Consider the following 26,457-nt stretch of genomic DNA (forward strand, 5'->3'; position numbering starts at 1 on the left):
TCGGCCGTGCCGCCGCGTCTCAGGGCATGCCGATGATTCCGCGCCTGAATCCGATCATTGCGGCATGGGTGCGGTCCTTCGCGCCGAGCTTCGAGAGAATGCTGCGGACCTGCTTCTTCACCGTTTCTTCCGAAAGCGTGAGTTCGGCGGCAATTTCCTTGTTGGCGTTGCCAGCGGAAATGAGGCTCAAGACCCGAATCTCCGCGGGCGTGAGCGTATCGTCGGTCGCGTGCTCCGCCAGGTCGAACGACACCTCTGTAGAAACCGTCTTCCTGCCGGCGTGCACCGCACGTATGGCGTCCAGCAGCTCCTTGTGCAGGGCGTTCTTCAGCAGGTAGCCGCGCGCGCCCGCCTGTATGGCGCGCAACGCCTGTACGTCGCCGGCATACGTGGTCAGCACGATGATGCGTGCCTGCGGAAATTCACCCCGGATCGCGCCGATGGCGTCGAGCCCGCCCATCTCGGGCATTTGCAAGTCCATCAGCGTGATGTCCGGGCGGTGCTTGCGAAACTTCTCGATGGCATCGCGGCCATGGGTCGCCTCGGCAACCACCTCCATGTCGGCCTGGATGCTCACCAGGCCAGAGATTCCCTGGAGAACCACGGGGTGATCGTCCACGCAAAGGACGCGGATGCGCGCTGAATCGTTGCTCATGTGTCGATGGTGTGTGCGGGTGGATCGTTTGAAGTGCCCGTGCGGAGCGGATGCCGCGCTTCCGCGGCAGCAGCATAGGCCCGCGACGCCGGCACGCTCAACTCGACCGCCGTACCCGCACCCAGCCGGGTCCAGAAAGTAAGCTTGCCACCGATGAGCTTGGCGCGTTCGCGCATGCCGTGCAGGCCGAAGTGGCCTTCTCGTCCACGCCGTGCGACAGCCTGGTCCATACCCCGGCCATCGTCGCGCACGCGCACGCACAGCTCGCGTTCGTCGTAGCGGATTTCGACTTCGATTTGCGTCGGCTGCGCATGTCGGAAGGCATTGCGCAACGCTTCGCCCACGATGCGGAAGACGTCGTCGCGCACGACGGGATGCAGGCTTCTCGGCCGGCCCTGCACCTCGACGCCGATCCGAGCCGCAGGCGAAGCCGGATCGGCCGCAAGCACCTGCCCAAGGGAGCGAATGGCCTCGGCCAGGTCGCTGCCTTCGCTGGCGGCTGCGCGAAGCCCCTGAACCGCGTCGCGCCCTTCGGTGACAGCGTCCGCGGCCTGATCGATTCCTTCCGCCAGAATGCGGCGCCCGTCGCTGCTCGGCCAGAGCTGGTGCGCAGTCTGCAGTCGCAAAACAAGCCCCTGGAAGGTCTGCAGCAAGGTGTCGTGCAGTTCGCGCGCGATGCGCATCCGCTCGTCTACGCGGGCCTCCAGCGACACGCCGAAGCGGCGGGAGAGTTGCTTGATGCGCCAGCGGTAAGCGCCATACAGCAGCAAGGCGGCCGCGGCGATGCATGCGAGCCGGAAGGCAATCGTCTGCCACCAGGCGGGCTCGATGGTGAACTCTATCGTGTCGCCTTCGCGGTTCCAAACGCCGTTTGCATTCGCAGCCACTACGCGGAAGCGGTAGCTGCCAGGCGCCAGGTCCGTATAGAAGGCCTCGCGGCGTTGCCCTGCTTCTTCCCAATCCGCATCCCGGCCTTCGAGCTTGTACCGAAATTGCACCCGTTCAGGCGCCGTGTAGCTGAGGCCGGTGTATTCGATCCGCAGGTCGCGCTGGAGCGGCGGCAGCGATAGGCGTTGGGGGCGGCCGTATCTCTCGCCATCGCTGACGAGTTGCTCCACGTGCACAGGTGGCGGCACGCTGTTGATGGGCATGCGGGAGGGGTTGATCGATACGACTTCATCGCCCGTGACTGCCCAGATGTTGCCGTCCTGCGAGCGCGTCATCTTTGGGGAAATGACGTAGGACACGAACAGATTCCCAAGAGCGCTCGGAGTCGCAGCCGGGGGCACGCCATCCCAGTGATCCAGGAGCCGGACCTTCACTTTGGCCTCTCGCTTCTGGTCCTGCGCGGCCACCCAGGCGTCGATCTCCGGCCGATCGATCTGCACGATGCCGCAGTCAGTGGCGAGCCAGACGAAATGCGCGTCGAACAACGACCAGACCACACGTTGGCACGGTAGACCGCTGCGCGCGTCCAATCGCGAAATTCGACCCTGGCGGATGTGATTCAGGCCCAACGGCGTGGCGACCCAGAGCGTTCCATCGCGCTCAGCCCGAATTTGGCCGATGCGCCTGAATATGGGTGCCGAGGTCTCGTTGATGGCGTAACGGACTCGGGCTTGTCCATCCACGACATTCACGAGCGCGCCGGAAAACAGGCCAAGCCACAGGGAGCCGTCCGCCGCGCTGACGGCCATGGTGCCCACACGCCCCGCAATACCGAGTTGCTGCCATGGGGTCCGCTCGAGCCTGCCATCGTCTTGCAGACGCAGAAGGCCTTGCTCTCGATGCGCGAACCACAGGCCTCCTTTCGAATCTTCGACCATGGCGTCTACCGGGCCGGGCGGAACGCCCCGCGCCGGGACGTAGTTCCCGTTCTCGAAGCGACCGATGCCCGACAGGGAGGTCATCCACACTTTTCCGTGCCGATCTTCCAGCACTGTTCCCAATCCCGCCCGCCGGGCGCTCCAATTGCCATTGGCCCCTCGCTGGAAGACGCCGACGGTGGTGCCTGCCCACATGCTGCCGTCGCTCGCTGAAAGTATCGCGCGCGATCGACCTTCCAATCCGTTCGTGTTCGTCGAGTGGCTTGCTGCCGTGATGGGCCGGAACTGGTCCAGTCCGCGCGATGTCGAGACCCAGATAGTGCCTTCGCGGTCCTCGAACATGTCGAGGATGTGATTGCCCGACAGGCCATCTGCTGCCGTGTACCTGCTCAGCTGCCCATCATGCAGATGGAACAAGCCGGCATCGGACGCGCCCAGCCACAGGCCGCCATCGCGGTCCTGTAGGACTTTGACAAACGTGTGCTCCTTGTCCAGGGCAGGAAGGGCGAGCGGCTCGAACTTGCCTTCGCCCAGTCGGGCGACCTGGCCCTTGAGGCCGAAGACGAAGGCGCCATCCTGCATCCTGGCGACGGCGCGCAGAGCAGTCATGCGACCGGGAAGAGCGTATGAAACGGTGGGCTCTTCGCCCCATTTCCATACGTGTTCGACGCCGGTGATCCAAAGGGAGCCGGCTTGGTCCCGATGAAGCGCAACTACCTCCTTGCCAAAGCGACCATCCTCCCCGCGGCATTCACCGAGCTGCCCTCGTACGGTGCAGACAAGGCCATTGCCTTTGCTGGAGCCGCCAGCCCAGATCGCGCCGTCCCCGTCCTCGAAAATGGTGTTGATCGTCTTGCCGTCCAGCTTCGGGATCGCGCCCCAAACGCCGTTTTTGTACGACGTCAAACCGTTGGTTGTACCGATCCACAAGGTGCCGTCGCGCCCGCCGAGAAGCGCTTGGACCGTGTGCTCCGACAGTTGGGCATCCGGAGGCGGCATGGAGATGGAGCGAACGCCATCGAAGCGCAGCAAGTTGGTCGGCGTCGCCAGCCACATGTAGCCATCCGCTGTCTGTGCCATGGCAACAATTGTTCCGAGTCCAAGCCCGTCGACATTGCGCCACGCCCTGTGACCGTGCTGGGAAATATCAAGAGAAGGATCCAGCGCCCACGCAAGCTGGACGCCGACGAGGGCTGCGAACGCCGTGACAAAGGATGCGATGCGCGATGCGATCCCCGCTCGAGACACGAGAAATCTCCTCGGCCCAGCCGGGCTGAACCAATGCTTTACGGCCAATGAAAATCAGGAGGCGATAGTAATTCTTCCGTACGTATGTCGTCCATTGATACCTTGGTATTGGACGGGACGCAGCAGCGCCGTTCTCGCACTCGCACCGATGCCGGGCCGGGCCCAGCCAGTCCGGGTGCGACCAACCGGTCGGCTCAGGCCGGCCGGGTGAGCGGCCCGCCGAAAATGGCCGTCTGGTAGGTCGAAAGCAGCCCCGGCTCCTCGATGGAGCCGTGGTGATGCAGCTGCCGCCACTCCCCTTCGTGCCTGGTGAACCAGCGTGTGGTGCGAATGCGCAGTTCTATGGTTTTTCCGCCGGTTTCGCACACGCCCTTCTCCCGCCCCACGAACAGGTGCCAGTCGTTCCCGCCCTGGCTGGTGAAGTCGTGGAAAGCGACGCGCACGGTGGCCGGCCCGTTGAACAGCTTTTCATACCCTTGCGCGATGGAACTCCACCCCCTGCGGATGCCGCCGATGGGGTTGTCCATGCTCGGGCTGTCGCCGCTCGCCCAATTGCGTGCGAGCGCATCGAGGTCCTTGGCGTTGAACGCACGGTAGAACGAGATCAGCGCGTCGAGCGCGCCTTGGTCGTTGGCGAGGACTTCGCCTCCGGTGATTTCCTGCGGAACTGCTGGCATGTGGAATACCTCTCTGTCGAAGAGAAAAAATGAAAGACGGCTCAGGCTTTCGCCGAGGCGGGGCGAGCCGCGCCCGCCGCCACATCGATCGCCAGGGCGACCAGGATTGCGGCGGTGCCGATGGCAAACAGCAGCCCGTAGGCATGGCCGCTGAAGTCGAAGATGAACGACAGCGCATAGGCCGCAACGGCCTGGCACAGCGCAAAAGCCACCGTGGCCTTGCGCCAGGCGGTGCCCTGCTGCGCGGGGTGGTGCAGCAGGATCTCGTGCACCCGCCCCAGCACCAGCGGCACCGTTCCGGTAACGAAAGCGCCGACGATCACGCTCGATGCAGCCAGCCACGCCGGCCCGAGGCCAAGCGCGGGAATCACCACCCCGAAGGTCTCGATCACCAGCGCAATGCGCAGGGCCCGTGCAAAGCCCATGCGGTCCGCCAGCGCACCGACAAGAAGCGGGCCCACGGTTGCACCCACGCCGAACAGCACCCAGTACTGCCCGCCGACATCCAGGCCCCTGCCCTGTCCGCGGGCCACGTAGTCCACCAGAAAGATCATGTGCGGCACCCAGCCCGCGGCGTTCAGCGCGTACACCGCATACAGCGCGCGCAGCGGAGCCACGGGGGCTGCCTTGTGGCGCGCCACCGGCGCAGCCAAAGGCGGAGCCTCGCGCGGCCAGCCGTACCACGACACGGCTGCGAGCAGCAACGAGACGACGCCAAGTCCGATCCACACGTCCCGCAGCCCGCGCTGCAGCAGCAGCGGAACGAGCGTGCCAGAGGCCACGATGCCCACGCCAATGCCCATGAAGATGATGCCCCCGCAAGCCCTCGGCGCGAGCGCGATATGTGCGGCAGCACCGTGGGCGCGGCCAGCACCATCAGCGCGCCGCCCGCCAGCCCTGAAAGAAAGCGCCATGCGAAGAACCAGGCGAACGACAGCGGATACGCGCAGGCAAAGAAGGACACAGCCGCCAGCAGCATCATCGCGCGCAGCTTGGCTGCTGCCGGAGTGCCTGCCGCAACACGCTGCGCAAGCAATGCGCCGGCCAGGTAGCCCGCCAGATTGGCGGCGCCCAGGTACGCGGCCTTGGAGGGCTCGAACCAGTGGGCACCGATGATTGCCGGCAGCAGCGGCGTGTAGGCGAAGCGGGCCAGGCCAATGCCCACCAGGGTGGCGCAGAACCCCGCCGCGGTGGCCCACCACGCGTTCACTGCCGACGTGTGCGGCCGGGGTTCGGTATTTGCGACCTTGTTCATTCCGATGTCCGCGTGCGTTCAGCCGAACGAAAAGGAAAACGCTTCCGCACCGGGGTCGAGAAACTCGATCTCGAAGAGCCGGTCGGCAACCGGTCCGGCCTGGCGTATCAACTGGTACATGCGCTGGTAGTCGAGCATTCCGTAGCCCTGCTCGTCCACATCGACACCGTGCGACGCACCCGGCGGCTTGCCGTCGATGCGCACGCGAAAGCGCACGGGCGTGCCGCGAGCCGCTGGCCCCGGTCCCATGACCAGGTGCAGGTCGCGTGCCTGAAAGCGATAGACGACCCGCCCGTTCGCGGCTTGCGAGGTGGCGGATTCCGGCCCGATCGTCCAGTCGCCGGACAAGGCCCACTGATCGGACGCAAGCCTCGAAGGCGAGGCATAAAGCTGGCGCCTGTCCGGCACAACGCCACCGGGAGAAGCAAAGTACTGCGAGCGTGCGTAGCCGACATAGTTCTCCGGCGACTTGAGGTTCTTCCAGTCGGCGGCGGCCTCCGCGCCGCGGGCGTCGACTGCGACCAGATCGGTGCTTGCCGCAGGTGAGCCCGCTTCGGACAGCAGCTGCTGGATGATTCGCTCCGACCGGGCGTAGTCGCCTTCGCCGAACTGATGGGCCCTGATTTTTCCCTTGGCATCTATGAAATAGAGCGCCGGCCAGTACGCATTGCCGAATGCGCGCCAAATCCTGTGGTCGCTGTCGATCACCACCGGGTATCCGACGCCGATGTCCTTGACCGCCCGGCGAACGTTGCCCGCGTCTTTTTCGAAAGCGAACTCGGGCGAATGCACGCCGATGACCACCAGCCCCTGGCTTTTATATTTGTCGAACCAGGCCCTGACATAGGGATACTCGCGCCGCCAGTTGATGCACGAGTAAGTCCAGAAATCGATGAGCACCACCTTGCCGCGCAAGCTTTCCGCGGTCAGCGGCGGCGAGTTGAGCCATTGCTCGGCGCCGTCGAGCGAACGCAGGCCGCGCCCGGAAGATGGGTCCTGGTTAGAGGACGCCCAGGCCGATGCGATCGGCTGCGGCGCGACCCCGCCGCCGGCCACGGCAATCATCGACGCCAGCACCATGCCGCAAGCAAGCAGCTTCATGGAGAGATCTCCGTCGGTGGCCGTGCCGCTCAGCGCAACGGCCTGAACGCCGCGCGAATCTCTGCGCTGAAGAGTTCGGGCTGCTCCCAGGCAGCAAAGTGGCCGCCCTTGTCGACCTCGTTGAAATAGATCAGCTTGTGGTAGCTGCGCTCGACCCAGCTGCGCGGTGCGCGATAGATTTCACCCGGAAACACCGTGACCGCCGCGGGCAGCGAAATGCTCACCGCATTGAAGTTGTTGGCATTGTTTTCCCAGTAGAGCTGCGCCGCGGAAGTTGCCGTTTTCGTGACCCAATAAAGCGTGATGTCGTCGAGCATCTCGTCCTTGGTGAAGGCCTTGTCGGCATTGCCGCCGCTGTCGCTCCATTCGGTGAACTTGTCGTAGAAGAAGGCGGCCAGCCCTGCCGGGGAGTCCTCCAGGGCATAGCCCAGCGTCTGCGGGCGCGTCACCATCATGGCGGCGTAGCCGGCGCCCTTCTTGTACAGGTAGTCCATCGCTTCGAAGGCGGCCCTCTCCTTTTCTGAAAGGCCGGCGGGGGCAGGCTCTCCATTGTTCAGGGCCTTGGCCACATCGGGCGGTATGGTCGCGGGCATGTTGACGTGGATGCCCAGCAAACCCTCCGGCGCCTGGAGGGCCATCTTGTCGGCTACGACCGAACCCCAGTCGCCCCCTGCGACACATAGCGCTTGTAGCCCAGGCGCTTCATCAGCACGTCCCAGGCGCGCGCAATGCGCTCGGGGCCCCAGCCGGCGCGTTTCGGCTTGCCCGAAAAGCCGTAGCCGGGCATCGAAGGCAGCACCAGGTGAAAGGCGTCCTCGGCCTTGCCGCCATGCGCGGTGGGATCTGTGAGCGGGCCGATCACCTTCAGCATTTCCATCACGGAGCCGGGCCAGCCGTGGGTCATGATGAGCGGCATGGCATTGGGGTGCCGCGAGCGCACGTGCGCAAACTGGATGTCGAGCCCGTCGATTTCGGTCACGTACTGCGGCAGCGCATTGAGCCGCTTCTCGATTTTTCGCCAGTCGTATCGGGTGCCCCAGTAGTGCACGAGCGGCTTGATCTTTTCCAGCCGCACGCCCTGCGAGAGATCGTCGACCGTCTCGCGCTCTGGCCAGCGCGTGGCCAGCACACGGCGGCGAAGGTCGATCAGCACGGCTTCGGGCACGTGGATGCGAAATGGCCGGACCGAGGTGTCGCCCGTGGGCGCGCGTTGCGCCGGAAAAGCGCTCCCCGCCGGGCCTTGAAGATCGTCGCCGGCGGTCTTCTGCGCCAACGCGCGAGAAGAAGAGAGAGCGCCGAGGCCGGCGGCCCCTGCGGCTGCGGAAGCCGCAAAAAAACGGCGCCGGGTGGTGGGCGCGGTTGCTGAAGACATGGTCATCGTCCTTCCGGTGTGGGTGTTCGGTGAGGTGCGCGCGCAATGGCATGCGAGGCACGCCGTGATCAAAGCAGAACGCCTCGGGAACAGCCATTGCACAAAGGTGTCGGTGGCGCCGAACACCGCCTTCGATACCTTCGTTCAATCGACGACTTGCCTCTGGTCTGGTGTCATGGGCTCAGCAAATCCTTTTGTCCCCAACACGTGGAGTTCAAGATGAACAAGGTTCAGAGCCATGAGAAAACGGCAACTGATGCGAGCGGCGATGCGGTCGAGATGAAGCTCGAAGTCGTCGTGCTGCCGGTGGCCGATGTCGATCGCGCCAAGCGCTTCTATGCAAACCTGGGGTGGCGCCTCGACGCCGACTTTGCGAACGCCGACGACTTGCGGGTGGTACAGCTGACACCGCCGGGTTCGCCCTGCTCGGTCATCTTCGGAAAGAACGTGACCGCGGCGACACCGGGCTCGGTGCATGACCTGATGCTGGTGGTGAGCGACATCGAGGCCGCCCGCACGCATCTGATTGCAAGGGGCGTCGAAGTCAGCGCGGTGTTCCACGACGCGGGCGGTGTGTTTCACCACGCCGGAACGGCGGCCCGCGTGCCGGGCCCCGATCCGCAGCGGCGCTCCTATTGCTCGTGGGCATCGTTCTCCGATCCGGACGGCAATGGCTGGCTGCTGCAGGAAGTGACGACGCGGCTCCCCGGCCGCGTGTAGCGCGCATTGCACCAGCAGCGAGTAGCCGCCATGGACGTCGCAGCCCTGACCGCACTGCTCCGCGAAACGGAGCTTCACCACGGCGCCTACGAAGCAAGCGCGCCCAAGCACCACTGGTCGGACTGGTATGCCGCCTTCATCGCGGCCCGCTCGCGGGGCCAGACGGTCGAGGAGGCAAGGACCGCCGCCGCGCTTCACATGCAAGAGATTCTTCGCACCCGCTCCCTCCTGGAGAAACCATGAACACACCCACCCCGCAGATCAAGCTCACGCAGCACACACCGGCGTACTGGACCGCCACGTTCGACCATCCACCCATCAACGTGATCGGTCCGCCCACCATCGTCGAGCTCGACGCGCTGATATCGCGCCTCGAAACCGATGCCGAGGTTCGTGTCGTGGTGTTCGACAGTGCAAACCCGGAGTTCTTCCTGGCGCACTACGACATGTTCGTCGACAAGGCGACCACCATGGCCATGAAGCCGGGCCGCTCGGGCATGCACCCCTGGCTGGATGTGCTGACGCGCTTGAGCCGGGTGCCGGCCGCCACCATTGCCTGCATTCGCGGCCGTGCGCGGCGCGGGCAGCGAATTCGCGCTCACCTGCGACATGCGCTTTGCAAGCCGCGAAAAAGCGGTGCTGGGCCAGTTCGAGGTGGGCGTGGGCGCTGTTCCCGGCGGCGGCCCCATGGCGCGCCTGCCGCGGCTGATGGGCCGCGGCCGCGCACTCGAGGTGCTGCTCGGTGCGGACGACTTCAACGGCGAGCTGGCCGAGCGCTACGGCTATGTGAACCGGGCCTTGCCCGACAACGAGCTGCTGCCCTTCGTCGATGCATTCGCACGCCGGCTGGCGGGCTTCGACAAGCGCGCCATCGCCGAGACCAAGGCATTCGTCGACCAGGCCAGCCTGCCGCCCGACAGCGAGCTTCCGCCGGCCCTCATGGCCTTCTACGCATCGGTTGCCAGGCCCGAGACGCGGGCCAGGTCGGCGGCACTGGCCGCCAAGGGACTGCAAACGCTTTCCGACCTCGAGCTGCGCCTGGGCCACCACGTGGCCCAGTACGCCGCACCTTCGCAGGCCTGACCACGGCCGCAAACCCCACGGAGAAAACCAATGATCACACTCAACGTGAACGGAAAGAACCGCGCCCTCGATGTTCCCGCGGACATGCCCCTGCTGTGGACGCTGCGCGACGTGCTGGGCATGACCGGCACCAAGTTCGGCTGCGGCATGGGGCTTTGCGGCGCATGCACGATCCACATCGACGGGCAGCCGGCGCGCTCCTGCCTCACCCCGGCTTCGGCCGCGGTGGCAAAGAAGATCACCACCATCGAAGCGATCGGCGCCACGCCGGCAGGCAAGAAGATCCAGGCGGCCTGGCTTGCATCGGACGTGCCGCAATGCGGCTACTGCCAATCGGGCCAGATCATGTCGGCCTGCGCACTGCTCGCGGCCAACGCCAAGCCGAGCGACTCGGACATCGACGCGGCAATGTCCGGGAATATCTGCCGCTGCGGCACCTATCCCCGCATTCGCGCGGCTATCCACCAGGCCGCCGGTTCGGCCACGGAAGCCGCGAAATGAAAACCGAACCCATCGACACCTCCATGGTCGCGCCGGCCTCCCGCCGCGGCTTTCTCGCGGTGACAGCCTCCGGCGTTCTGGGAGCGACAGGCGGAGGGCTGCTGCTGGGCTTCGGCCTGCCCGCGCGCGCCGAAATACGCGACACCCTCACGACGCAATCGGCCTTTGCGCCCAATGCCTTTCTGCGCATCGACCGCGCCGGCAAGGTCACGTTCGTGATGCCCGTCATCGAGATGGGGCAAGGCACCTACACCTCCGTGCCGATGCTGATTGCCGAAGAGCTCGAGGTCGATGTCGATAAGGTCGCCATTGAGCATTCGCCGCCCGACGACAAGATCTACGTCAACCCTTTGATCGGCGTGCAGATGACGGGCGGCTCCACCGCCATTCGCGGCACCTACATTCCGCTGCGGCGTGCAGGCGCAACGGCGCGCGTGATGCTGGTTGCGGCAGCGGCCAAGCGCTGGAACGTCGAGCCCTTCACCTGCCATGCCGAAAACGGCCAGGTCGTGCACGGCGCCACCGGCCGCCGGCTGGGCTACGGCAGTCTGGTCGACGCCGCCGCGAAGCTGCCGGTGCCCGAGAAGGTCGCGCTCAAGGAGCCACGCGACTTCAAGCTGATAGGCACGCCGCATCGCCGGCTGGACACCTCGGGCAAGGTCGACGGTAGCGCAAAGTTCGGCATCGACAGCCGTCTGCCGGGCATGAAGTTCGCCGTTGTCGCCGCGTCGCCCACCTTCGGCGGAAAGCTGGTTTCGCTCGACGAGGCAAAGGCCAAGGCGATGCCGGGCGTGACCCAGGTGGTGCGGCTCGGCGATGCGGTTGCAGTCGTGGGCCGCCACACATGGGCAGCCAAGCAGGGGCTTGCGGCGGCCAATCCGCAGTGGGATGCGGGGCCTAACGCGCAGCTTTCCACCGCAGACATCGTGGCGCAGCTTGCCTCCGCATCGCAAAAACCCGGCGTGCCCGCCCGGCACGACGGCGATGCCGCCGCCGTCATGGCACGCGCCGCACGCAGGATGGATGCGGTGTACGAGCAGCCCTTTCTTGCACACGCGGCCATGGAACCGATGAACTGCACGGTGCACATCACGCGGGCCGGCTGCGACATCTGGGTCGGCACGCAGGTGCCGGGCCTCACGCAGGCTGCCGTCATGAAGGTGACGGGCCTGAAGCGGGAGCTGGTCCGCATTCACAACCACCTGCTGGGCGGCGGCTTCGGCCGGCGGCTCGAATTCGACGGCACCGTGCGCGCGGTGCAGATTGCGCAGCAAGTCGAAGGGCCCGTTCAGGTGCTGTGGACGCGCGAGGAAGACATTCAGCACGACATGTACCGCCCGTACTACTACGACCGCCTGAGCGCGGGCGTGGATGCGACCGGCAAGGCACTTGCCTGGACGCACCGCATCGCCGGCTCATCCATCGTGGCGCGCTACTCCCCGGCGTGGATCAAGAACGGCGTCGATCCGGATGCGGTCGATGGATCGGCGAACCAGCCCTACGGATTCAGCGACATCCATGTCGACTGGGTGGCACTGGAGCCGCCCGGTGTTCCGACCGCGTTCTGGCGCGGCGTGGGCGTGACGCGGGGAACCTTCGCGGTCGAGAGCTTCGTGGACGAGCTGGCGGCCAATGCAAAGCAGGACCCGCTCGCCTACCGCGTGGCCCTGCTCGACAAGAACCCACGTGCCAGGGCCGTTCTGCAGCTTGCCGCACAACAGGCCGGCTGGGGCAAGCCGCTGCCGGCGGGCCAGGCCCTCGGCATTGCGCTTTGCACGGGCTTCGGCAGCTACATCGCGCAGGTCGTGCAGGTGAGCACCGACAAGGACGGCACGGTGCAGCCGCTGCACGCATGGTGCGTGGTCGACTGCGGCGTCGTGGTCAACCCCGACACGGTGCGCGCACAGATGGAAAGCGGCATTGTGTTCGGCCTGTCGGCGGCGCTGTACGGCGAGATCACCATCAAGAACGGCCGCGTGGAACAGACCAACTTCGGCGACTACCGTGTGCTGCGCATCAACGAGATACCGCAGATCGACGTACACATCGTCAAGAGCCTCGAAGCGCCCGGCGGCATTGGCGAGCCCGGCACCTCGTGCGTGATGCCGGCACTGACCAACGCCATCTTCGCCGCCAGCGGCAAGCGCATCCGCAAGCTTCCGGTTGCAGAGCAGCTGCGCACGGCGTAGCAAGGTCGCGGCGCGCACGTCCCGCCGCGGCTCATTGATTACACCGGGTATCTGCTGTTGTTCTCGCCCCGGTTATTTAAACCTCCGGAAAGGCCGCATCTGCCAATCAGCAGCGGCTGCTGAAGCCCTTCTTCGAATCCGCTGCTTCCCATCGACTCTCTCTTCAAGGAAAACATCATGAGCATCGACTCCAAGGTTGTGGTGATCACAGGCGCATCGCAAGGCATCGGCGAAGCGCTGGTCAAGGCCTATCGCAAGGCGGGCTTTCGCGTTGTCGCCAACTCGCGTTCCATCGGCGCCAGCACCGATCCGGACATCCTGAACATTGCGGGCGACATCGCCGACCCCGCCACGGCCGACAAGATCGTCAGCGAGGGCCTGAAGCGCTTCGGCCGCATCGACACGCTGGTGAACAATGCCGGCATCTTCTCGGCCAAGCCCTTTACCGAGTTCACCCTGGCCGACTGGAGCAACAATCTATCGACCAACCTGAGCGGCTTCTTCCACGTGACCCAGCGCGCGGTCAAGCAGATGGAGTCACAGGGGTCGGGCCATATCGTCCAGATCACCACCAGCCTGGTGGACCAGCCCATCAACGGCGTGCCTTCGGTGCTCGCATCCATTACCAAGGGCGGGCTGAACGCCGCCACCAAGTCGCTTGCCATCGAGTACGCCGCGCGCGGCATTCGCGTCAACGCAGTGGCCCCGGGCATCGTCAAGACGCCCATGAACCCGCCGGAGATGCATGCCGCGCTGGACAAGCTGCACCCGGTCGGCCGCATGGGCGAGATCAGTGACGTCGTCGGCGCGGTGCTGTTCCTGGAAAACGCACCCTTCGTGACCGGCGAGATCCTGCATGTGGACGGCGGCCAGTCCGCCGGCCACTGGTAAACGCAGGCGCTACTTCGGCGATTGCCCGAGCTTGCCGGTGTACTCCGGCAGGCGTCTCTCGACGTCGGGGTTGGTCTGCAGGCCCAGCTCCATCAACTCCGACAGCCGCTTCTGCGCCGCGGGGCGCTTCACCGAACCCAGAAAGGCCTCCCACTCGGCGCCGATCTGGTCATTGGGGGTAGGCTGTTGAGGTTGACCAGGCCCTTGATGTCGGCAATCGTCTGCTTGTCGAAACCGGAGATGCGGCGCGCCATTGCATCGACGAAGGCGTCCAGCTCGGCGTCGGGCAGCGCACGGTTCACGTAGCCGTAGCGCTCTGCAAGCTCACCGCCAATGTCGCTGCCGGTCAACAGCACCTCCAGCGCGCGGCCGCGCCCCATCAGCCGTGGCAGGCGCGCCATGGGTCCGCCACCGGGAACAAAGCCGGCGCCAATCTCGAACTGCGACAGCATTGCCTTCTCTCGGCTGGCGAACCGCATGTCGCTGGCCAGGGCCAACTCGCTGCCGACACCGCTCGCGCGCCCGCGGATCAACGCAATGGAAACCACCGGCGCCTTGCTGATCCGCACCAGCATGTCCGGCAACTGCGGCAGGCCGGTCGGCCCCGGCGGCAAGCTGGTCGTGTCGGTGAGCGGCGGCACAAAGTCGTAGTGCGTCAGGAAGAAATTGGGCACGTCGCTGTCGAACACCACAACCTTCACCTGCGGGTCGGCCTCGATTGCGGTGACGGCCTTGTTCAGCTGAGGGGTCGTGTTCGGCCCGTAGATGTTGAACGGCGGGTTGTGAAAAGTCACTCGCCAGTATTCGGGTGTGACGCGGGTGATGCGGACCTGGTCGTTGGCATTGGTGGCCGAACGCGGCTTGGCGGCCTGCGAAGCCTTCGAGGTGCTCTGCGAATACGCAGGCGCCGTGAATGCAATGCCGGCGGCAATGAGCGCCGCGGCGAGTAGGTGCAACTTCATGGTGGTGAATCTCCAAGGCAATGGTGAGGATGTGCGGGGTGCACTTCGTGAGCCGAGCTGCCGTCTGGCCGGCGCATCGTTTCCCGACCAGAAAGAATAGGAAGTCCCCGGGCACTCGGCATCTCGCTGAATCCATACCGGCGCTCTTGGAGAAAGTCGTACGCGAACGTACGGCTTCAGCCGGAGCAAGCACCCCTTGCAAGAGCGCTTTCATTGCGGCATCAGACGGGGAATCTCATCGCTGTTCCGCCGATCGGCCGTGCGGTACCGCCGACACACTGTGCCGGTCGCCACAACACAGAGTCAGCCTATGACCATCACGAACAAACTAACCAATCCCCTGGCATGCATGCTGGACAACGCGTTCACCAAATTCGACGCGAACAAGGACGGCAAGCTCAACGCCGAGGAGTACCGGTCTTTCTACGAAATCCTCAAGCCCGGCATTGCGCTGGACGAGAACGACAAGCTGTCCATCAGCGAGCAGGAGTATCGAGGCCGCATGGACGGCAATTCAGACGGCGGCGTGAGCCGCACGGAGGTGCAAGGCACGGGCGTTCTGATGCCTGCTGAACTCACCGGCGAGTCGCTGGAGTCGATGCTCCAGTTTCTGCTTACCCAGACGAGCGCCAGCGCGCTGGCCGCTGCCAACATGCTGGCCAAGGATGAAGCTGAGGCCGAGCCCGAAGCTGCGGCGCAAGACAAGATACAGCCGGCGACCTGAAGCTTCCGGGCCGGGAGGCAACACCATCGTCCAATCGACAGGACCATGGCTGTGCGATGAGATGCGCGCTCACGCATCGCACCTCTGACCACAAGGAGCTTCCCATGTCCATTCCATTCAACCTGCCTCGCCGATCGTTCCTCGAAACCGCGGCCGTCGGTGTCGCAGTCTCCCCTTTCCTCACCGGCCTCCCTGCCATGGCGCAGTCTGCCGGTGCGCCTGCCCTCCCCGGGCCGCGAGCGCGCGGCGCACGTCGCCACAGAAGCGCCTCGAACCGCTCAGGCGCATCGACGCCGGCGTGCTGAGCGTGGCGTATTTCGAAGCAGGCCCCGCCAGCGGCGACCCCGTGATCCTGCTGCATGGCTGGCCCTACGACATTCACACCTACGTCGACGTGGCTCCGATGCTGGCCGCGAGCGGCTACCGTGTGATCGTTCCGTATCTTCGCGGCTATGGCGCGACCCGCTTCCTTTCGGCCGATGCGGTGCGCAACGGGCAGCAGGCGGCCATTGCCGTCGACATGATCGCGCTGATGGACGCGCTGAAGATCGAGCGGGCAACTGTGGCGGGGTGCGACTGGGGTGCGCGCACCGCCTGCATCATGGCCGCGCTGTGGCCGGCGCGCGTGAACGCGCTGGTGTCGGTCAGCGGCTACCTCATCGGCAGCCAGGAGGCCGGCAAGATGCCGCTGCCGCCGCAGGCCGAGCTGCAATGGTGGTACCAGTACTACTTCGCCACCGAACGCGGCCGCGCGGGTTACGACCAGAACCGGAACGAATTTGCCAAACTGATCTGGCAGCTTGCCTCGCCTAAGTGGGATTTCGACGCCGCCACTTTCGAGCGCAGCGCCCAGGCCTTCGACAACCCGGACCACGTGAGCATCGTGGTGCACAACTACCGCTGGCGGCTCGGGCTTGCGGAAGGTGAATCGAAGTATTCGGATCTGGAAGCACGCCTGGCAAAAGCCCCCGTCATCGGCGTGCCGACCATCACGCTCGAAGGCGACGCGAACGGCGCACCCCACCCCGAACCTGCCGCCTACGCAAAAAAATTCGCGGGTCCTTACGCGCATCGGCTTGTCAAAGGCGGCATCGGGCACAACTTGCCCCAGGAAGCGCCCGAGGCTTTTGGGGCTGCCGTGGTCGATGCGGTGCGCCTATGAGCTCGCCTGCAGACACCGCATCGCGGCAGGCACACGCCCCAGGCCCCGTGGGAACCAGGCGCATCGTTACCGGGCTTTCACCGACGGGAAGAGCCGTCGTCGTCTCGGATGGCTTCTCGCCATGGAGCGAAGAAGCGCTGCACGTACCGGGCTTGCGCACCGAGCTACTCTGGCAGACGGCGAATCCGCCATGTCTGCCACCGGCGGTTGACGGCGACCCGGTGAACGGCGCAACCACATTGCTGCCGAAGCCTGGCCGAACGAGCATCCAGGTTGTCACCTTTCCGCCCGATGCCTCGCTCGAGGCGGCGGGGGACGGAGGCCGAGCTCGGGTCCGATCTGGCGAAGGTATTTCCTGGGCTGGCCGAGCTCTTCGAGCGTGAGAACCCCGGCATGCACGTCACGGACACCGTCGACTATTGCGTGCTGCTCGAAGGGGAGCTTCTGATGGAACTCGACGACGGAGTGAGCACAGTGGTTCGCCAACACGACGTCGTGGTCCAGAACGGAACGCGGCATGGCTGGCGCAACCGCAGCAGCCAACCCGCAACCATGCTCTTCGTGATGTTCGGGGCGGCCCGCTAGCTGCTCGCGCAGCCGACAAGGCACAGGCACAACCCCGTCGGAGAACGCAGTGAATCCAAGCCACCAGCCCGGGCAAGACGCCTTCAGATCGGTGTTGCCGGAAGAAATCGATTGGAGGCCGTTTGCGGCGTTTCCGCCATCGGTCCGCCTCGCCGTCGTCGTTGGTGAGCCGGCCAGACCGGGTCCGTATCTCATCAGGGTAAAGGTACCCTCGGGCGTCAGGCTCATGCCGCACTCGCACCCTGAAGACAGGCTCTACACCGTCATCTCCGGTGTCTTCTACATCGGCCTCGGAGAACGCTTCGATGCCGAGAAGCTGATGGCCTATCCGCCCGGCGCCGTGGTCGTTCTGCCCGGCAACACACCGCACTTTCATTGGGCGAAGTCTGGGGAGTACGTCACCCAGGTCACTGCCATGGGCCCCTTGGGCCTGCTCTACCTGGATGCGCACGACGATCCGCGCGAAACCGGCACGTAGCCGGCTCGGTTCATGCCGGCAGCGGCGTGCCGGCCTGCTCCCGCACCACGTACTCGGCAAACCACGTCGGCCAATCTTCGTCTTGCGGGTTCAGCCGCTTGCCCGATTCGGCGTGCGCAGCCCGGGCGCGGCGCAACGCACCGGCGAGCTCGATCGACGAACTGAAGGTCGTGTCGCCCTCGTTGCCATGACCGGGCAGGCGCGTGGTGACCTCCTGCAGCAGCCACCCGTTGCCGTCCGGATCGGCGAAGGACGCAAACGAGCCGTAGGAGCGACGCTCCGGCGCCGGACCGTCGACACGCCCTTTCGTACCGGCATGGTGGAAGACGCCGCCCGCATCGTGGAACAACGCACTCACCACGGCGCCGCGCGCAAGCAGTTCGGCGCGCGCCGTCTCGATGTCCGATACGACCAGGTAGAGGCTCTGGGCCGCGCCCGGTTCGGCCGTCGTGATTCCCTGGCCGAAGATGATCGAGGCCGGCGACCCCGGCGGAGTGAACTGGATGACGCGGAAGTCTTCGCCCCGGACAAAGTCCATGTCGAGCTTCCATCCGAGACCTGCGTAGAAATTCTTCGCGCGATCGACGTCCGAAACCGGAAGCACGATGAACTCGAACTTCATGTCCACCGTACGCGCTTGCGGGTGGGGCTGCGATTGCGCGGCGACTGCTTCGCCGTGTGCCTGGGTATCGCTCATGTCGGGCTCCTGTGGGGTTGTGGAGAACGCATCAAACCAAGTGCATGAGGCGGCGTCGATTGCACATAGGTATCGCCGGGCACATCGGGCCGCCGCGTGCAGCGAGGTCGCCGACACCATCGTCCAATCGACCGGGTGTGCATGGTCTGGTGTGATGTCGATCCACGCACGCGGCCGGCGCTTTGCGCCAGATTTCCACTCACCGGAGAATTCGATGAACCACAGCCCAACTCGTCAATTGAACGTCCTGGTCAGGCACCCCGATCCCATCGTTCGCGCCGGCCTGATCGCGGCACTGCACCAGCATGCGGGCCCGGGCATTTCAGTGCACGACGTCGATGGCCAGTCGCCGATCGGGCCGCCGATCGACGTGGTGATTGCGGACTACGACAATGCCATTCATCTTGCCGACCCGGACTCGCGCAAGGCGGACCGCCGGCTTGCCGGCGCACGCATCCTGGCACTGACCGCCAATGACCGCGAGGGCGATATCCGGCGCGCCATTCAGGCGGGGGTGCACGGCTACCTGCTGCTCGGCGGCACGCTGGACGAACTGATCGAAGGCATCAGGAAAGTGGGCAGCGGCGCAAGGTGCCTGTGCCCGATCGTGGCCGAGCGCATTGCCGAGAGCCTGGCCGGCGAAACGCTTACGCTGCGCGAGAACGAGGTGCTGCGGCTGGTCGCGGCCGGCCAACCGAACAAGGCGATTGCCAGGCAGCTTGCCATCGAACTGGGAACAGTGAAGTCGCACGTGCGCGCAATCATGACCAAGCTCGGGGCGATTTCCCGCACGCAGGCGGCCAGCATTGCGGTGTCGCGCGGGCTGGTGGCAGAAGCCCGGCCGGTTCAGCCGGTCTTCATGCCGCAGCGGCTGCACGCCGCCCAGGCGAGCGCGCAGTTTGCCTGAGCGCCGCGCACCTTGCTGCGCCGGCTACGTTGCGCCGGCGCGCACCGGAAGCTTCCAGTCGGGTCTCACGAAGTGGCAGGTGTACCCATTGGGAATGCGCTCCAGGTAGTCCTGGTGCTCCGGCTCCGCTTCCCAGAAAGGCCCCGCCGCCGCAACCTCGGTAACCACCTTGCCGGGCCAGATGCCCGATGCATTCACATCGGCAATCGTGTCTTCGGCGATGCGCTTTTGCTCTTCGCTGGTGAAGAAAATGGCCGACCGGTAGCTGAGGCCCATGTCGTTGCCCTGGCGGTTGAGCGTGGTCGGGTCGTGAATCTGGAAGAAGAACTCGAGCAGCTTGCGATAGCTGATCTTCTCTGGATCGAAAACGATCTCGATGGCCTCCGCATGCGTGCCGTGGTTGCGGTAGGTGGCATTGGGAACGTCGCCGCCCGTGTAGCCCACGCGCGTTGAAACAACGCCTTCGTATCGGCGAATCAGGTCTTGCATGCCCCAGAAGCAGCCACCTGCGAGGATTGCGCGTTCGTTGTTCACTTGATGTCCTCCACCTGGTTCAGGTAGTCGCCATAGCCCTCTGCGGCCATGTCGTCGCGATGAATGAAGCGCAGCGATGCCGAGTTGATGCAATAGCGCAGCCCGCCGCGGTCCCTGGGGCCGTCCGGAAAAACATGGCCCAGGTGGCTGTCGCCGTGCGCCGAGCGAACCTCGATGCGCACCATTCCGTGCGTGGTGTCGCGCAGCTCGTTGATGTGCGCGGGCTCGATGGGCTTTGTGAAGCTGGGCCATCCGCAGCCGGAGTCGTACTTGTCGGACGATGCGAACAGGGGTTCGCCCGAAACGATGTCGACGTAGATTCCGGGCTCCTTGTTCTCCAGGTACTCGCCGGTTCCGGGTCGTTCGGTTGCACTTTGCTGCGTCACGCGGAATTGTTCCGGTGACAGCGCGGCGACGGCTTCAGGCGTCTTGCGGTAGTCGGGCATTCGGGTTCTCCAATGAAGGCCACCAAAGGTGGGCGGGAGTCAATGATCTTGGGATCTTCGCGCGAATGACAAGCCCTGCAAGCCCGTGTGTCCTTCGGCGGAGCCGGTCATGTGACTTCTTTGGGATTCGCGGCGCCGCTGCCAAAAATAGACTGGTCTTCGGTGCCCGCTCCCGGCGCCGCGCACAGCTTCATTCCCAAACTCATTGAGGTATATCGCATGAGCAAGATTCTGATGGTCCTTACTTCGCACAACACGCTCGGCAACACCGGCCGTCCGACCGGCTTCTGGCTCGAGGAATTCACTGCGCCCTACTACGTGTTTCTGGACGCGGGCGAGCAGATTACCGTGGCCTCGCCGAAAGGCGGGCAACCGCCCATCGATCCCAAGAGCGACGAACCCGGCAACCAAACCGACTCAATGACGCGCTTCAAGGGCGACAAGGCCGCGCAGGCCGTGCTGGCCAGCACTGTCAAGCTTTCGGACATGAAGGCGTCCGACTTCGACACCGTCTTCTACTCGGGCGGCCACGGCCCGATGTGGGACTTGGCCGAAGACCCGGTTTCGATTGCGCTGATCGAATCGTTCTACAACGCCGGCAAGCCGGTTGCCGCGGTGTGCCATGCGCCGGGCGTGCTGCGCCACGTGAAATACCAGGGCCAGCCGCTGGTCAAGGGCAAGCGGGTGACCGGCTTCACCAACACCGAGGAAGAGGAAGTGCAGCTGACCAAGGTGGTGCCGTTCCTCGTCGAGGACGAACTCAAGCGGCTCGGCGGCCGCTACGAGAAGCTGGGCAACTGGGCGCCCTTTGCCATTACCGATGGCCTGCTGGTCACCGGCCAGAACCCCGCTTCGTCGACCACTGCTGCGCAGGCGCTGCGCAAGCTGCTGGCGTAAGCCAAGGGCCGCCGGGCAATCTGGTTTTCCAGAGCACCGGCGGTTGCGCGTCTTTCTTCAATCCCGCCGGAGCTTTGCCGCCAGCTCCCCCAGGCTCTCGCCAAGCACGCGGTTGAAGGCCGGGAAAGGACGAATGACATCGGCGAGCACGTCCAGCGGAATGCCCTGCTTGATGGCCAGCACAAGCTCTCCCAGCCCTTCGCCGGCGCGCGGGCTGACCCATGTCGCGCCGATCAGCACTCCCCGCGCGCGATCGCCGACCAGCTTCAGCGCGCCCCCATGAAAGTCGTGGATGTAGCCTCGTGCGGTCTCGGCCGGGTCGGCCCGGGCCACGATCACGTCGATTCCCTGGGCACGCGCCGCGGCCTCTGAAAGCCCGACCGAAGCCACCTCCGGATCGGTGAAGGTCACGCGCGGAACGGCCGTGTGATCCGCCCGCGCATCGATGCCCCGCAGCCGGCGCGCCACGATCTGGCCGTGGTAGTAGGCCAGGTGGGTGAAGCCGCCCAGCCCCGTCACGTCGCCGGCGCCGTAGACGCCGGGCTGCGCCTCGAGCGTGGCCGGGTGCACCTTCAACCAGCCCCGCTGCGTTTGCGCGAGCCCTGCCCCGCGCCAGCCTGAGGTGTTGGGCCGGCGGCCCGCGGCCACCAGCAGCCGGTCGGCGCAGACCAGGGTTCCCGACTTCAGGTGCACGACCACGGCCGAGTCCGGCGGCGAAGGTTGCCCAGGCAACCCGTGCGCCCTGCGCTCGACGGCGACACAGGGGTCGCCGACCATCAGCCGGATGCCGTCCGCCTCCAGGTGCCGCCTGAGCGCCTGCCCGGCCTCCGGCTCTTCAGCGCCGAGAAACCGGGGGCCGCCTCGATCAGCGTCACGCTGCAGCCAAGCCGGGCATAGGCCTGCCCCAGCTCGATGCCAATGGGGCCCGCACCGAGCACGACCATCGAAGCCGGAAGGTCGGTAAGGATTGCCGCCTGCCTGCTGGTCCAATACTCGACCGTATCCAGCCCGGGAATGAGCGGCACCGCCGCGGTACTGCCATTGGCGATGACCACCGCGCGGCGCGCAACCAATTGCTCGTCTCCGATGCTCACGGTTCGCGGGTCCGCGAGGCGGCCCTCTCCGCGGATCAGCGTGGCGCCGGTGGCCTCGAGCGCGGCAGCGGGCCGGCTGTCGTCGAGGTTGCGCGCCATCCAGAGCACGCGATCGCGAATCTTGGGCACGTCCGTAAGCCAATCGACGCGGGACGCCGCAAGACGGCGCGCGCGGTCGGCCTCGCTCAAGGTTTCTCCCGAGCGCAGGAGCGTCTTGGAAGGCACGCATCCCCAGTAAGGGCACTCGCCGCCGACCAGCTCGCGCTCGACCACCGCGAGCGTCAGGCCGCTGCCTTGAAGGCCTGCGGCAATCGCCTCGCCGGCAACACCGCCACCGAGACACACAACGTCGAACTCCTGAGCCATTCTCGATACCTCCATCGGCCGCCCGCGGGCGGTGCCTGTGATTCCGCTCCGGCTCACAGTGAGCGGAGTGCGTTCGCGCACTGCGAAGCGTGTCGATGCCATGCGCCAGGCCATCACATCAGAAGGGCCGCATCGGGTCGATTGAACGATGGTGTCGCCCTGTCACACGCGCGGCGCCAATACCATCGTCTAATGGCGACGGACACCTCGCCGTGGTGTGATTCCCGCCCGCTGCGTTCACAAATCGCTGCGAACCGCCACGGGCTTGCCGGAAGTTGGAGAATCCCTCCCGGCTGCCCGCGCATGCGCGTGGAACACACGGGCGACGGAGGAAAGATGACATCCTTGAGTGTTTCGATGAATCAGAAGGCATTGCCAGTAGCGCCGAGGCCGGCACCCGTCGTCTTTGTCGTCGACGACGACATCTCGGTGCGCGAATCGCTCGAGGCATTGATCCGCTTCGCCGGATGGCAGACCATCACCTTCGAGAGCGCGCATCAGTTTCTCGCGCACCCGCGCGAGGCGGCTCCAAGTTGCCTGGTGCTGGACGTGAGCCTTCCGGACCTGAACGGCCTCGACCTGCAAAAGCGCATGGCCCTGGAGCATGCCCAACTGCCGATCATCTTCATTACCGGCTACGGCGACGTGCCGATGACCGTGCAAGCCATGAAGGCCGGTGCCGTGGAGTTCCTGACCAAGCCGTTGAGCGATGAAGCGCTGCTCGGCGCCATCCGGAGCGCGCTCGAACGCAGCGAAGCGGCGCTCGACCAGGAAGCCAAGCTGAGCGAGCTGCGCAGCCGGTACGTCTCGCTCAGCCGCCGCGAGATGGAGGTCATGACGCTGGTCGTGAGCGGCTTGCTCAACAAGCAGGTGGGCGACGAACTGGGCATCAGCGAGATCACGGTCAAGGCGCATCGGGGCAGTGTCATGCGCAAGATGGGAGCCGAATCGCTGCCGGACCTCGTGCACATGGCCGCCAGGCTCGGGGTTGCACCACCGCGCGATGGCAGCCCGTCGCGCCGCGGCCGGCATCGAACGGGCGTGCCGCTGGCTTGAAGCGGTGCTCCCTGCCCGCTAAAGCGCGGAGATGGCCGCAACAATCTGCTCGGTTGTCACGATGGCACTTGCGTAGTTGGGCATGTTGACCTCCAGCGCGGCGTGCATCTGCTCTTCCGTGTAGCTGGCGGTTGCGTCCCTCACAACCGTCACCTCGTAACCGATTTCTGCCGCATAGCGCACCGTGGCCTCCACGCAGGTGTGTGCAACCATGCCGACGACGATGAGCTGGTGAATGCCGTGCTTGTTCAGCTGCAGTTCCAGGTCGGTATTGGCAAAGCCGCTCGAGCACCAATGCTCCTGGGCGACGATCTCCCCTGGCAGCGGCGTGAATTCCTTGCGGATCTCGCCGCCCCAGGTTCCGAACTCGAAGCTTCTGCGCCGCCATGCCGCACGCTGGATGGGCGCGATGTATTTCCAGGTTTCGAAGTCGCCCGGCCGATACCGGTGGTGCATTGCATAGAAGACCTTGAGCCCAGACTTCCGTGCTGCTTCGAGCACCTGCAGCATATTGGGAATGCAACGGTTTGCCTCGGCAACGCCCTTCACGCGGTCCCATATCTTCCCGCCCTCGGAGATGAAGTCGTTGTACGGGTCGATCAGCAGAAGGCCGGTCAGCGCCTTGTCATAAGTAATGGTGTCCATGGTCTTGCGCGCTCGCTCAGGTGGCCATGCGGCTCAGGGCGTGGCGCTCGATGCTCTTGGCAAAGCAAGGCGTCTCCTGCCGGTTGTGGGCTTCCGAGATGGGCCGGCGGTTGGCTTGGAACACGTCGCGCGGAATGCCCTGCTGCGCAATCATCTCCAGCAGCTCGGGCGTGAACGAACTGTGGACCGTGTTCGTGAACTCGCAGCTGTGGGCGTCGATCTTCTTGACGCTCAGGTCCCAGATCACGCCGACCTTGGTCCGGCCCGTGGGCGAAAAGATGTCCGACTTGGACACGAGCCGCAGGTGGTCGGGCTTGCCGATCTCTTCGACGTAGTGCTGCACCATCACGCTGCCGCCCAGTATTTCGACGTTGATCGACATGCGGCGCCCGTCGGGCGTCGTGGTGGTGCCGCAGGCGTTGTGTGCCGGCGAGGCCTGCTGGTATTCGAACTCGGGCAGCGTGAAGCACCAGTCGGTGATATCCACCTTCTCGATCGGCGCATTGATGATGGCCGAGAAGCTCGACTTGACCAGGGTGTTGTCGTCCATGTAACTACTCCTTCAGGGTTGATTCGCCTCGCGGACAGTGCGAGGCGATTCATCGAAGCGTAGGCAGCCGCAGCGTGCGCGGCATCACGCTGCCGCCGTACCCGCGGCTCGGTCCGAAGACCGATGTCCGCCGCAAGTGCTCCGCCATCGGACCTATGCACCCATCGGGCGAAAGCAAGTTGGCGTGAAACCCGCGCTTGTCAAAACTTGGCTCTCGTCAAGGAGAACCAAGACATGGAACAAGCAACCGCCGCTTTGCCGGCCAGCCGCGATGCCTATGAAGAAATATTCGCGTTGGTCGACACCTACTTTCACAGCATCTACACGGGTGATGCCGCCGCACTTCGATCGACTTTCCACCTGGGCTGCCGGCTCTTCGCGAACGTTTCGACAACGCCGTACGAGAAGTCGGTCGACGAATACGTGGAGGGCGTCGCCAACCGCAAGTCGCCCCGTGAGCTGGGCGAGCCATTCCGGATGCAGGTGCTCGGGGCCGAGATGCTCGCGAGCATGGCATTGGTAAGAACGCACCAGCAGATGCTCGGCTTCAACTACTACGACTACCTGTCGCTCCTGCATCGCGACGGGCGCTGGCAGATCGTCAGCAAGACCTTCGTTCATCTCGAACCCTCGCGGCCTCCGGAGCCTTCGGGCCGTTGACCGCAACCACGCAACCCACCAAGGAACCCTCATGTCCAATCAAAGCATCGTCATCGTCTACTTCAGCGGCTTCGGCCATACGCAGCGGATTGCGGAAACCGTGGCTTCCGCCTCAGGCGCACAACTGCTGCGAGTCGACGAGGCCGGCAACCTCCCGACTGGCGGCTGGGAGCAGCTTGCCGCGGCCGACGCCATCGTCTTCGGCACGCCGACCTACATCGGCAGCGTGAGCTGGCAGTTCAAGAAGTTCATCGACGAGTCGTCGAAGGTCTGGGGCGCCATGGGCTGGAAGGACAAGCTCGCCGCCGCCTTCACCAACTCCGCTGGCATGAACGGAGACAAGGCTTCGACGCTGTACGCACTGTTCACCATGGCGCAGCAGCACGGCATGGTGTGGGTCGGCATGGGCATGCTGCCGAGCACCACCAAGGCCGCGAAGCGGGACGACATCAACTATGTCGCGTCCTTCATGGGCCTTGCGACCACCACGCCGTCGGATGCATCCGTTGACGAAATGGTGCCTGGCGACCTGGAAACCGCGCGCCGATTCGGCCAGCGCGTGGCCGCAACGCTGGCGCGGCTGCGTCCGGCGGCGAATGTCGACTGATGCGGCAGAACGAGCCAACCAGGAGCCCATCATGCGCGACTACGAAATACGTTCTTCGAGCAACCTTCCCTCTCCCTACACGATGCGGCTATCGCCTGCGCGAACCAGCGCGCCCGCGCTGCTGCATGGCGTCGAGGTCTTGCAGTACCGGCAAATGGAGCGCGCCTTTCATGCGAGCGGTGGCATCGTGAGTTCCGACGAGGTCGTCAGCCTGCTCCTGCAGCACACGGAACAACCGATCTCGCAACTGGCGCACTGGATCGTCGACCACGACGTGCTGAGCTTTCCATGGCAAGGGCATACGGTGCTGCCGCTGTTCCAGTTCGACCTGCGAACCATGAAGCTCCGCCCGCCGGTGAATGCCGTGGTTCACGAGCTGGTTCCCACGCTGAGCGACTGGGAGGCCTGCCTCTGGTTCGCCACGCCGAATGCGTGGCTCGCCGATGCCACGCCGTTGGACGTTGTGGCGCGCGATGCGCCTGCGGTGCTCGACGCTGCGCGGGGCGAGCGCTACCTGGTGCGCAGCTGACCTTGCGCATTCCTGCTGCCGGCGGACTCATACCAAGGTG

At 65.2% G+C, this 26,457-nt stretch carries 28 protein-coding genes and 4 pseudogenes; 16 read left to right on the forward strand and 16 right to left on the reverse strand.

Annotation, left to right across the window (positions count from 1 at the left end):
- Positions 1-19 precede the first annotated feature (19 nt).
- From M0765_RS23430 to M0765_RS23455, 6 genes and pseudogenes are all read right to left on the reverse strand, one after another.
- A complete protein-coding gene (locus M0765_RS23430) occupies positions 20-655 on the reverse strand; it encodes a response regulator (protein ID WP_258506180.1) in 636 nt (211 codons plus the stop codon).
- The gene (locus M0765_RS23435; RefSeq protein ID WP_258506181.1) at positions 652-3,561 is read right to left on the reverse strand and encodes a sensor histidine kinase; all 2,910 of its coding nucleotides are present in this window, start codon (positions 3,559-3,561) and stop codon (positions 652-654) included. Before M0765_RS23435 ends, M0765_RS23430 begins: the two co-directional genes overlap by 4 nt.
- Before the next feature lie 362 nt (positions 3,562-3,923).
- A complete protein-coding gene (locus M0765_RS23440; RefSeq protein WP_258506182.1) occupies positions 3,924-4,406 on the reverse strand; it encodes a YybH family protein in 483 nt (160 codons plus the stop codon).
- Between the two features lie 41 nt (positions 4,407-4,447).
- Positions 4,448-5,661 (reverse strand): annotated as a pseudogene (locus tag M0765_RS23445) (YbfB/YjiJ family MFS transporter).
- An 18-nt stretch (positions 5,662-5,679) separates the two neighbouring features.
- A complete protein-coding gene (locus M0765_RS23450) occupies positions 5,680-6,762 on the reverse strand; it encodes a thioredoxin family protein (protein ID WP_446751570.1) in 1,083 nt (360 codons plus the stop codon).
- 29 nt (positions 6,763-6,791) lie between these two features.
- A pseudogene (locus M0765_RS23455) lies at positions 6,792-8,134 on the reverse strand (epoxide hydrolase family protein).
- 219 nt (positions 8,135-8,353) lie between these two features.
- Between M0765_RS23455 and M0765_RS23460 the strand changes: the two are divergent.
- Together M0765_RS23460 and M0765_RS23465 are read left to right on the forward strand one after the other, a co-directional pair.
- Positions 8,354-8,854 carry a VOC family protein gene (locus M0765_RS23460; RefSeq protein ID WP_258506183.1) on the forward strand — a complete coding sequence of 167 codons (501 nt, stop codon included), beginning with the start codon at positions 8,354-8,356 and terminating at the stop codon, positions 8,852-8,854.
- A 30-nt stretch (positions 8,855-8,884) separates the two neighbouring features.
- A complete protein-coding gene (locus tag M0765_RS23465; protein WP_258506184.1) occupies positions 8,885-9,097 on the forward strand; it encodes a hypothetical protein in 213 nt (70 codons plus the stop codon).
- Between the two features lie 196 nt (positions 9,098-9,293).
- Here M0765_RS23465 and M0765_RS23470 read toward each other — a convergent pair whose 3' ends face one another.
- Positions 9,294-9,416, reverse strand: coding sequence for a hypothetical protein (locus M0765_RS23470; protein ID WP_258506185.1), 123 nt, complete (start codon positions 9,414-9,416; stop codon positions 9,294-9,296).
- Here M0765_RS23470 and M0765_RS23475 point away from each other — a divergent pair.
- The 4 genes from M0765_RS23475 (at position 9,407) to M0765_RS23490 (ending at position 13,518) form a co-directional block, all read left to right on the forward strand.
- Entirely contained in the window at positions 9,407-9,937 is a 531-nt protein-coding gene (locus tag M0765_RS23475; RefSeq protein WP_258506186.1) for an enoyl-CoA hydratase/isomerase family protein, read from the forward strand. The two genes, M0765_RS23470 and M0765_RS23475, sit on opposite strands and share 10 nt — an antisense overlap.
- A gap of 30 nt (positions 9,938-9,967) precedes the next feature.
- Complete coding sequence (locus M0765_RS23480; protein WP_258506187.1) at positions 9,968-10,438, forward strand: (2Fe-2S)-binding protein; 471 nt, start codon at positions 9,968-9,970, stop codon at positions 10,436-10,438.
- Positions 10,435-12,627 carry a molybdopterin cofactor-binding domain-containing protein gene (locus M0765_RS23485; protein ID WP_446751571.1) on the forward strand — a complete coding sequence of 731 codons (2,193 nt, stop codon included), beginning with the start codon at positions 10,435-10,437 and terminating at the stop codon, positions 12,625-12,627. Before M0765_RS23480 ends, M0765_RS23485 begins: the two co-directional genes overlap by 4 nt.
- Positions 12,628-12,804: 177 nt before the next feature.
- Positions 12,805-13,518: an SDR family NAD(P)-dependent oxidoreductase gene (locus tag M0765_RS23490; protein ID WP_258506188.1), complete on the forward strand. Its 714-nt coding sequence runs from the start codon at positions 12,805-12,807 to the stop codon at positions 13,516-13,518.
- A 9-nt stretch (positions 13,519-13,527) separates the two neighbouring features.
- On the opposite strand, the gene M0765_RS29310 is transcribed toward M0765_RS23490, so the two are convergent.
- Positions 13,528-13,650, reverse strand: coding sequence for a hypothetical protein (locus tag M0765_RS29310; protein WP_342456040.1), 123 nt, complete (start codon positions 13,648-13,650; stop codon positions 13,528-13,530).
- Entirely contained in the window at positions 13,647-14,480 is an 834-nt protein-coding gene (locus M0765_RS23495) for an enoyl-CoA hydratase/isomerase family protein (RefSeq protein ID WP_342456041.1), read from the reverse strand. The genes M0765_RS29310 and M0765_RS23495 overlap by 4 nt, the downstream gene beginning before the upstream one ends.
- A gap of 310 nt (positions 14,481-14,790) precedes the next feature.
- Here M0765_RS23495 and M0765_RS23500 point away from each other — a divergent pair, with 310 nt between their 5' ends.
- The 4 genes and pseudogenes from M0765_RS23500 (at position 14,791) to M0765_RS23515 (ending at position 17,429) form a co-directional block, all read left to right on the forward strand.
- On the forward strand, positions 14,791-15,204 hold the full coding sequence (locus M0765_RS23500; RefSeq protein WP_258506189.1) for an EF-hand domain-containing protein: 414 nt from the start codon (positions 14,791-14,793) through the stop codon (positions 15,202-15,204).
- A gap of 104 nt (positions 15,205-15,308) precedes the next feature.
- A pseudogene (locus tag M0765_RS23505) lies at positions 15,309-16,366 on the forward strand (alpha/beta fold hydrolase).
- Between the two features lie 393 nt (positions 16,367-16,759).
- Positions 16,760-16,951 carry a cupin domain-containing protein gene (locus M0765_RS23510; RefSeq protein ID WP_258506190.1) on the forward strand — a complete coding sequence of 64 codons (192 nt, stop codon included), beginning with the start codon at positions 16,760-16,762 and terminating at the stop codon, positions 16,949-16,951.
- A 226-nt stretch (positions 16,952-17,177) separates the two neighbouring features.
- Positions 17,178-17,429 (forward strand): cupin domain-containing protein, encoded by a 252-nt coding sequence (locus tag M0765_RS23515; protein WP_258506191.1) that lies wholly within the window; start codon positions 17,178-17,180, stop codon positions 17,427-17,429.
- 10 nt (positions 17,430-17,439) lie between these two features.
- Here the strand turns inward: M0765_RS23515 and M0765_RS23520 are convergent, their stop codons facing one another.
- Positions 17,440-18,126 (reverse strand): VOC family protein, encoded by a 687-nt coding sequence (locus M0765_RS23520; RefSeq protein ID WP_258506193.1) that lies wholly within the window; start codon positions 18,124-18,126, stop codon positions 17,440-17,442.
- 214 nt (positions 18,127-18,340) lie between these two features.
- On the opposite strand from M0765_RS23520, the gene M0765_RS23525 reads away from it, so the two are divergent.
- Positions 18,341-19,033, forward strand: coding sequence for a response regulator transcription factor (locus tag M0765_RS23525; protein WP_258506194.1), 693 nt, complete (start codon positions 18,341-18,343; stop codon positions 19,031-19,033).
- Positions 19,034-19,057: 24 nt separating this feature from the next.
- Here the strand turns inward: M0765_RS23525 and msrA are convergent, their stop codons facing one another.
- Positions 19,058-19,567, reverse strand: coding sequence for a peptide-methionine (S)-S-oxide reductase MsrA (msrA, locus tag M0765_RS23530; protein ID WP_258506195.1), 510 nt, complete (start codon positions 19,565-19,567; stop codon positions 19,058-19,060).
- Complete coding sequence (gene msrB / locus M0765_RS23535; protein WP_258506196.1) at positions 19,564-20,013, reverse strand: peptide-methionine (R)-S-oxide reductase MsrB; 450 nt, start codon at positions 20,011-20,013, stop codon at positions 19,564-19,566. Before msrB ends, msrA begins: the two co-directional genes overlap by 4 nt.
- Positions 20,014-20,232: 219 nt before the next feature.
- On the opposite strand from msrB, the gene M0765_RS23540 reads away from it, so the two are divergent.
- A complete protein-coding gene (locus tag M0765_RS23540) occupies positions 20,233-20,910 on the forward strand; it encodes a type 1 glutamine amidotransferase domain-containing protein (RefSeq protein ID WP_258506197.1) in 678 nt (225 codons plus the stop codon).
- Positions 20,911-20,967: 57 nt separating this feature from the next.
- Here the strand turns inward: M0765_RS23540 and M0765_RS29555 are convergent, their stop codons facing one another.
- Positions 20,968-21,429: a hypothetical protein gene (locus tag M0765_RS29555; protein ID WP_446751610.1), complete on the reverse strand. Its 462-nt coding sequence runs from the start codon at positions 21,427-21,429 to the stop codon at positions 20,968-20,970.
- Between the two features lie 15 nt (positions 21,430-21,444).
- A pseudogene (locus M0765_RS23550) lies at positions 21,445-22,484 on the reverse strand (FAD-dependent oxidoreductase); the annotation flags it as partial.
- A gap of 243 nt (positions 22,485-22,727) precedes the next feature.
- On the opposite strand from M0765_RS23550, the gene M0765_RS23555 reads away from it, so the two are divergent.
- Positions 22,728-23,426: a response regulator transcription factor gene (locus tag M0765_RS23555; protein ID WP_258506199.1), complete on the forward strand. Its 699-nt coding sequence runs from the start codon at positions 22,728-22,730 to the stop codon at positions 23,424-23,426.
- Positions 23,427-23,444: 18 nt separating this feature from the next.
- Here the strand turns inward: M0765_RS23555 and M0765_RS23560 are convergent, their stop codons facing one another.
- Both M0765_RS23560 and M0765_RS23565 read right to left on the reverse strand, forming a co-directional pair.
- Positions 23,445-24,071: an isochorismatase family cysteine hydrolase gene (locus M0765_RS23560; RefSeq protein ID WP_258506200.1), complete on the reverse strand. Its 627-nt coding sequence runs from the start codon at positions 24,069-24,071 to the stop codon at positions 23,445-23,447.
- A gap of 16 nt (positions 24,072-24,087) precedes the next feature.
- The gene (locus M0765_RS23565) at positions 24,088-24,621 is read right to left on the reverse strand and encodes a hypothetical protein (RefSeq protein WP_258506201.1); all 534 of its coding nucleotides are present in this window, start codon (positions 24,619-24,621) and stop codon (positions 24,088-24,090) included.
- A 234-nt stretch (positions 24,622-24,855) separates the two neighbouring features.
- Here M0765_RS23565 and M0765_RS23570 point away from each other — a divergent pair, with 234 nt between their 5' ends.
- From M0765_RS23570 to M0765_RS23580, 3 genes are read left to right on the forward strand one after another with little or no spacing between them, the layout of a single operon-like run.
- Complete coding sequence (locus M0765_RS23570) at positions 24,856-25,281, forward strand: nuclear transport factor 2 family protein (RefSeq protein ID WP_258506203.1); 426 nt, start codon at positions 24,856-24,858, stop codon at positions 25,279-25,281.
- A 31-nt stretch (positions 25,282-25,312) separates the two neighbouring features.
- A complete protein-coding gene (locus M0765_RS23575; RefSeq protein WP_258506204.1) occupies positions 25,313-25,888 on the forward strand; it encodes a flavodoxin family protein in 576 nt (191 codons plus the stop codon).
- A 31-nt stretch (positions 25,889-25,919) separates the two neighbouring features.
- The gene (locus M0765_RS23580; RefSeq protein ID WP_258506205.1) at positions 25,920-26,417 is read left to right on the forward strand and encodes a hypothetical protein; all 498 of its coding nucleotides are present in this window, start codon (positions 25,920-25,922) and stop codon (positions 26,415-26,417) included.
- Positions 26,418-26,457: the final 40 nt, after the last annotated feature.

The sequence above is a fragment of the Variovorax sp. S12S4 genome (genome assembly GCF_023195515.1).
In the GTDB taxonomy this organism is placed as follows: Bacteria; Pseudomonadota; Gammaproteobacteria; order Burkholderiales; family Burkholderiaceae_C; genus Variovorax.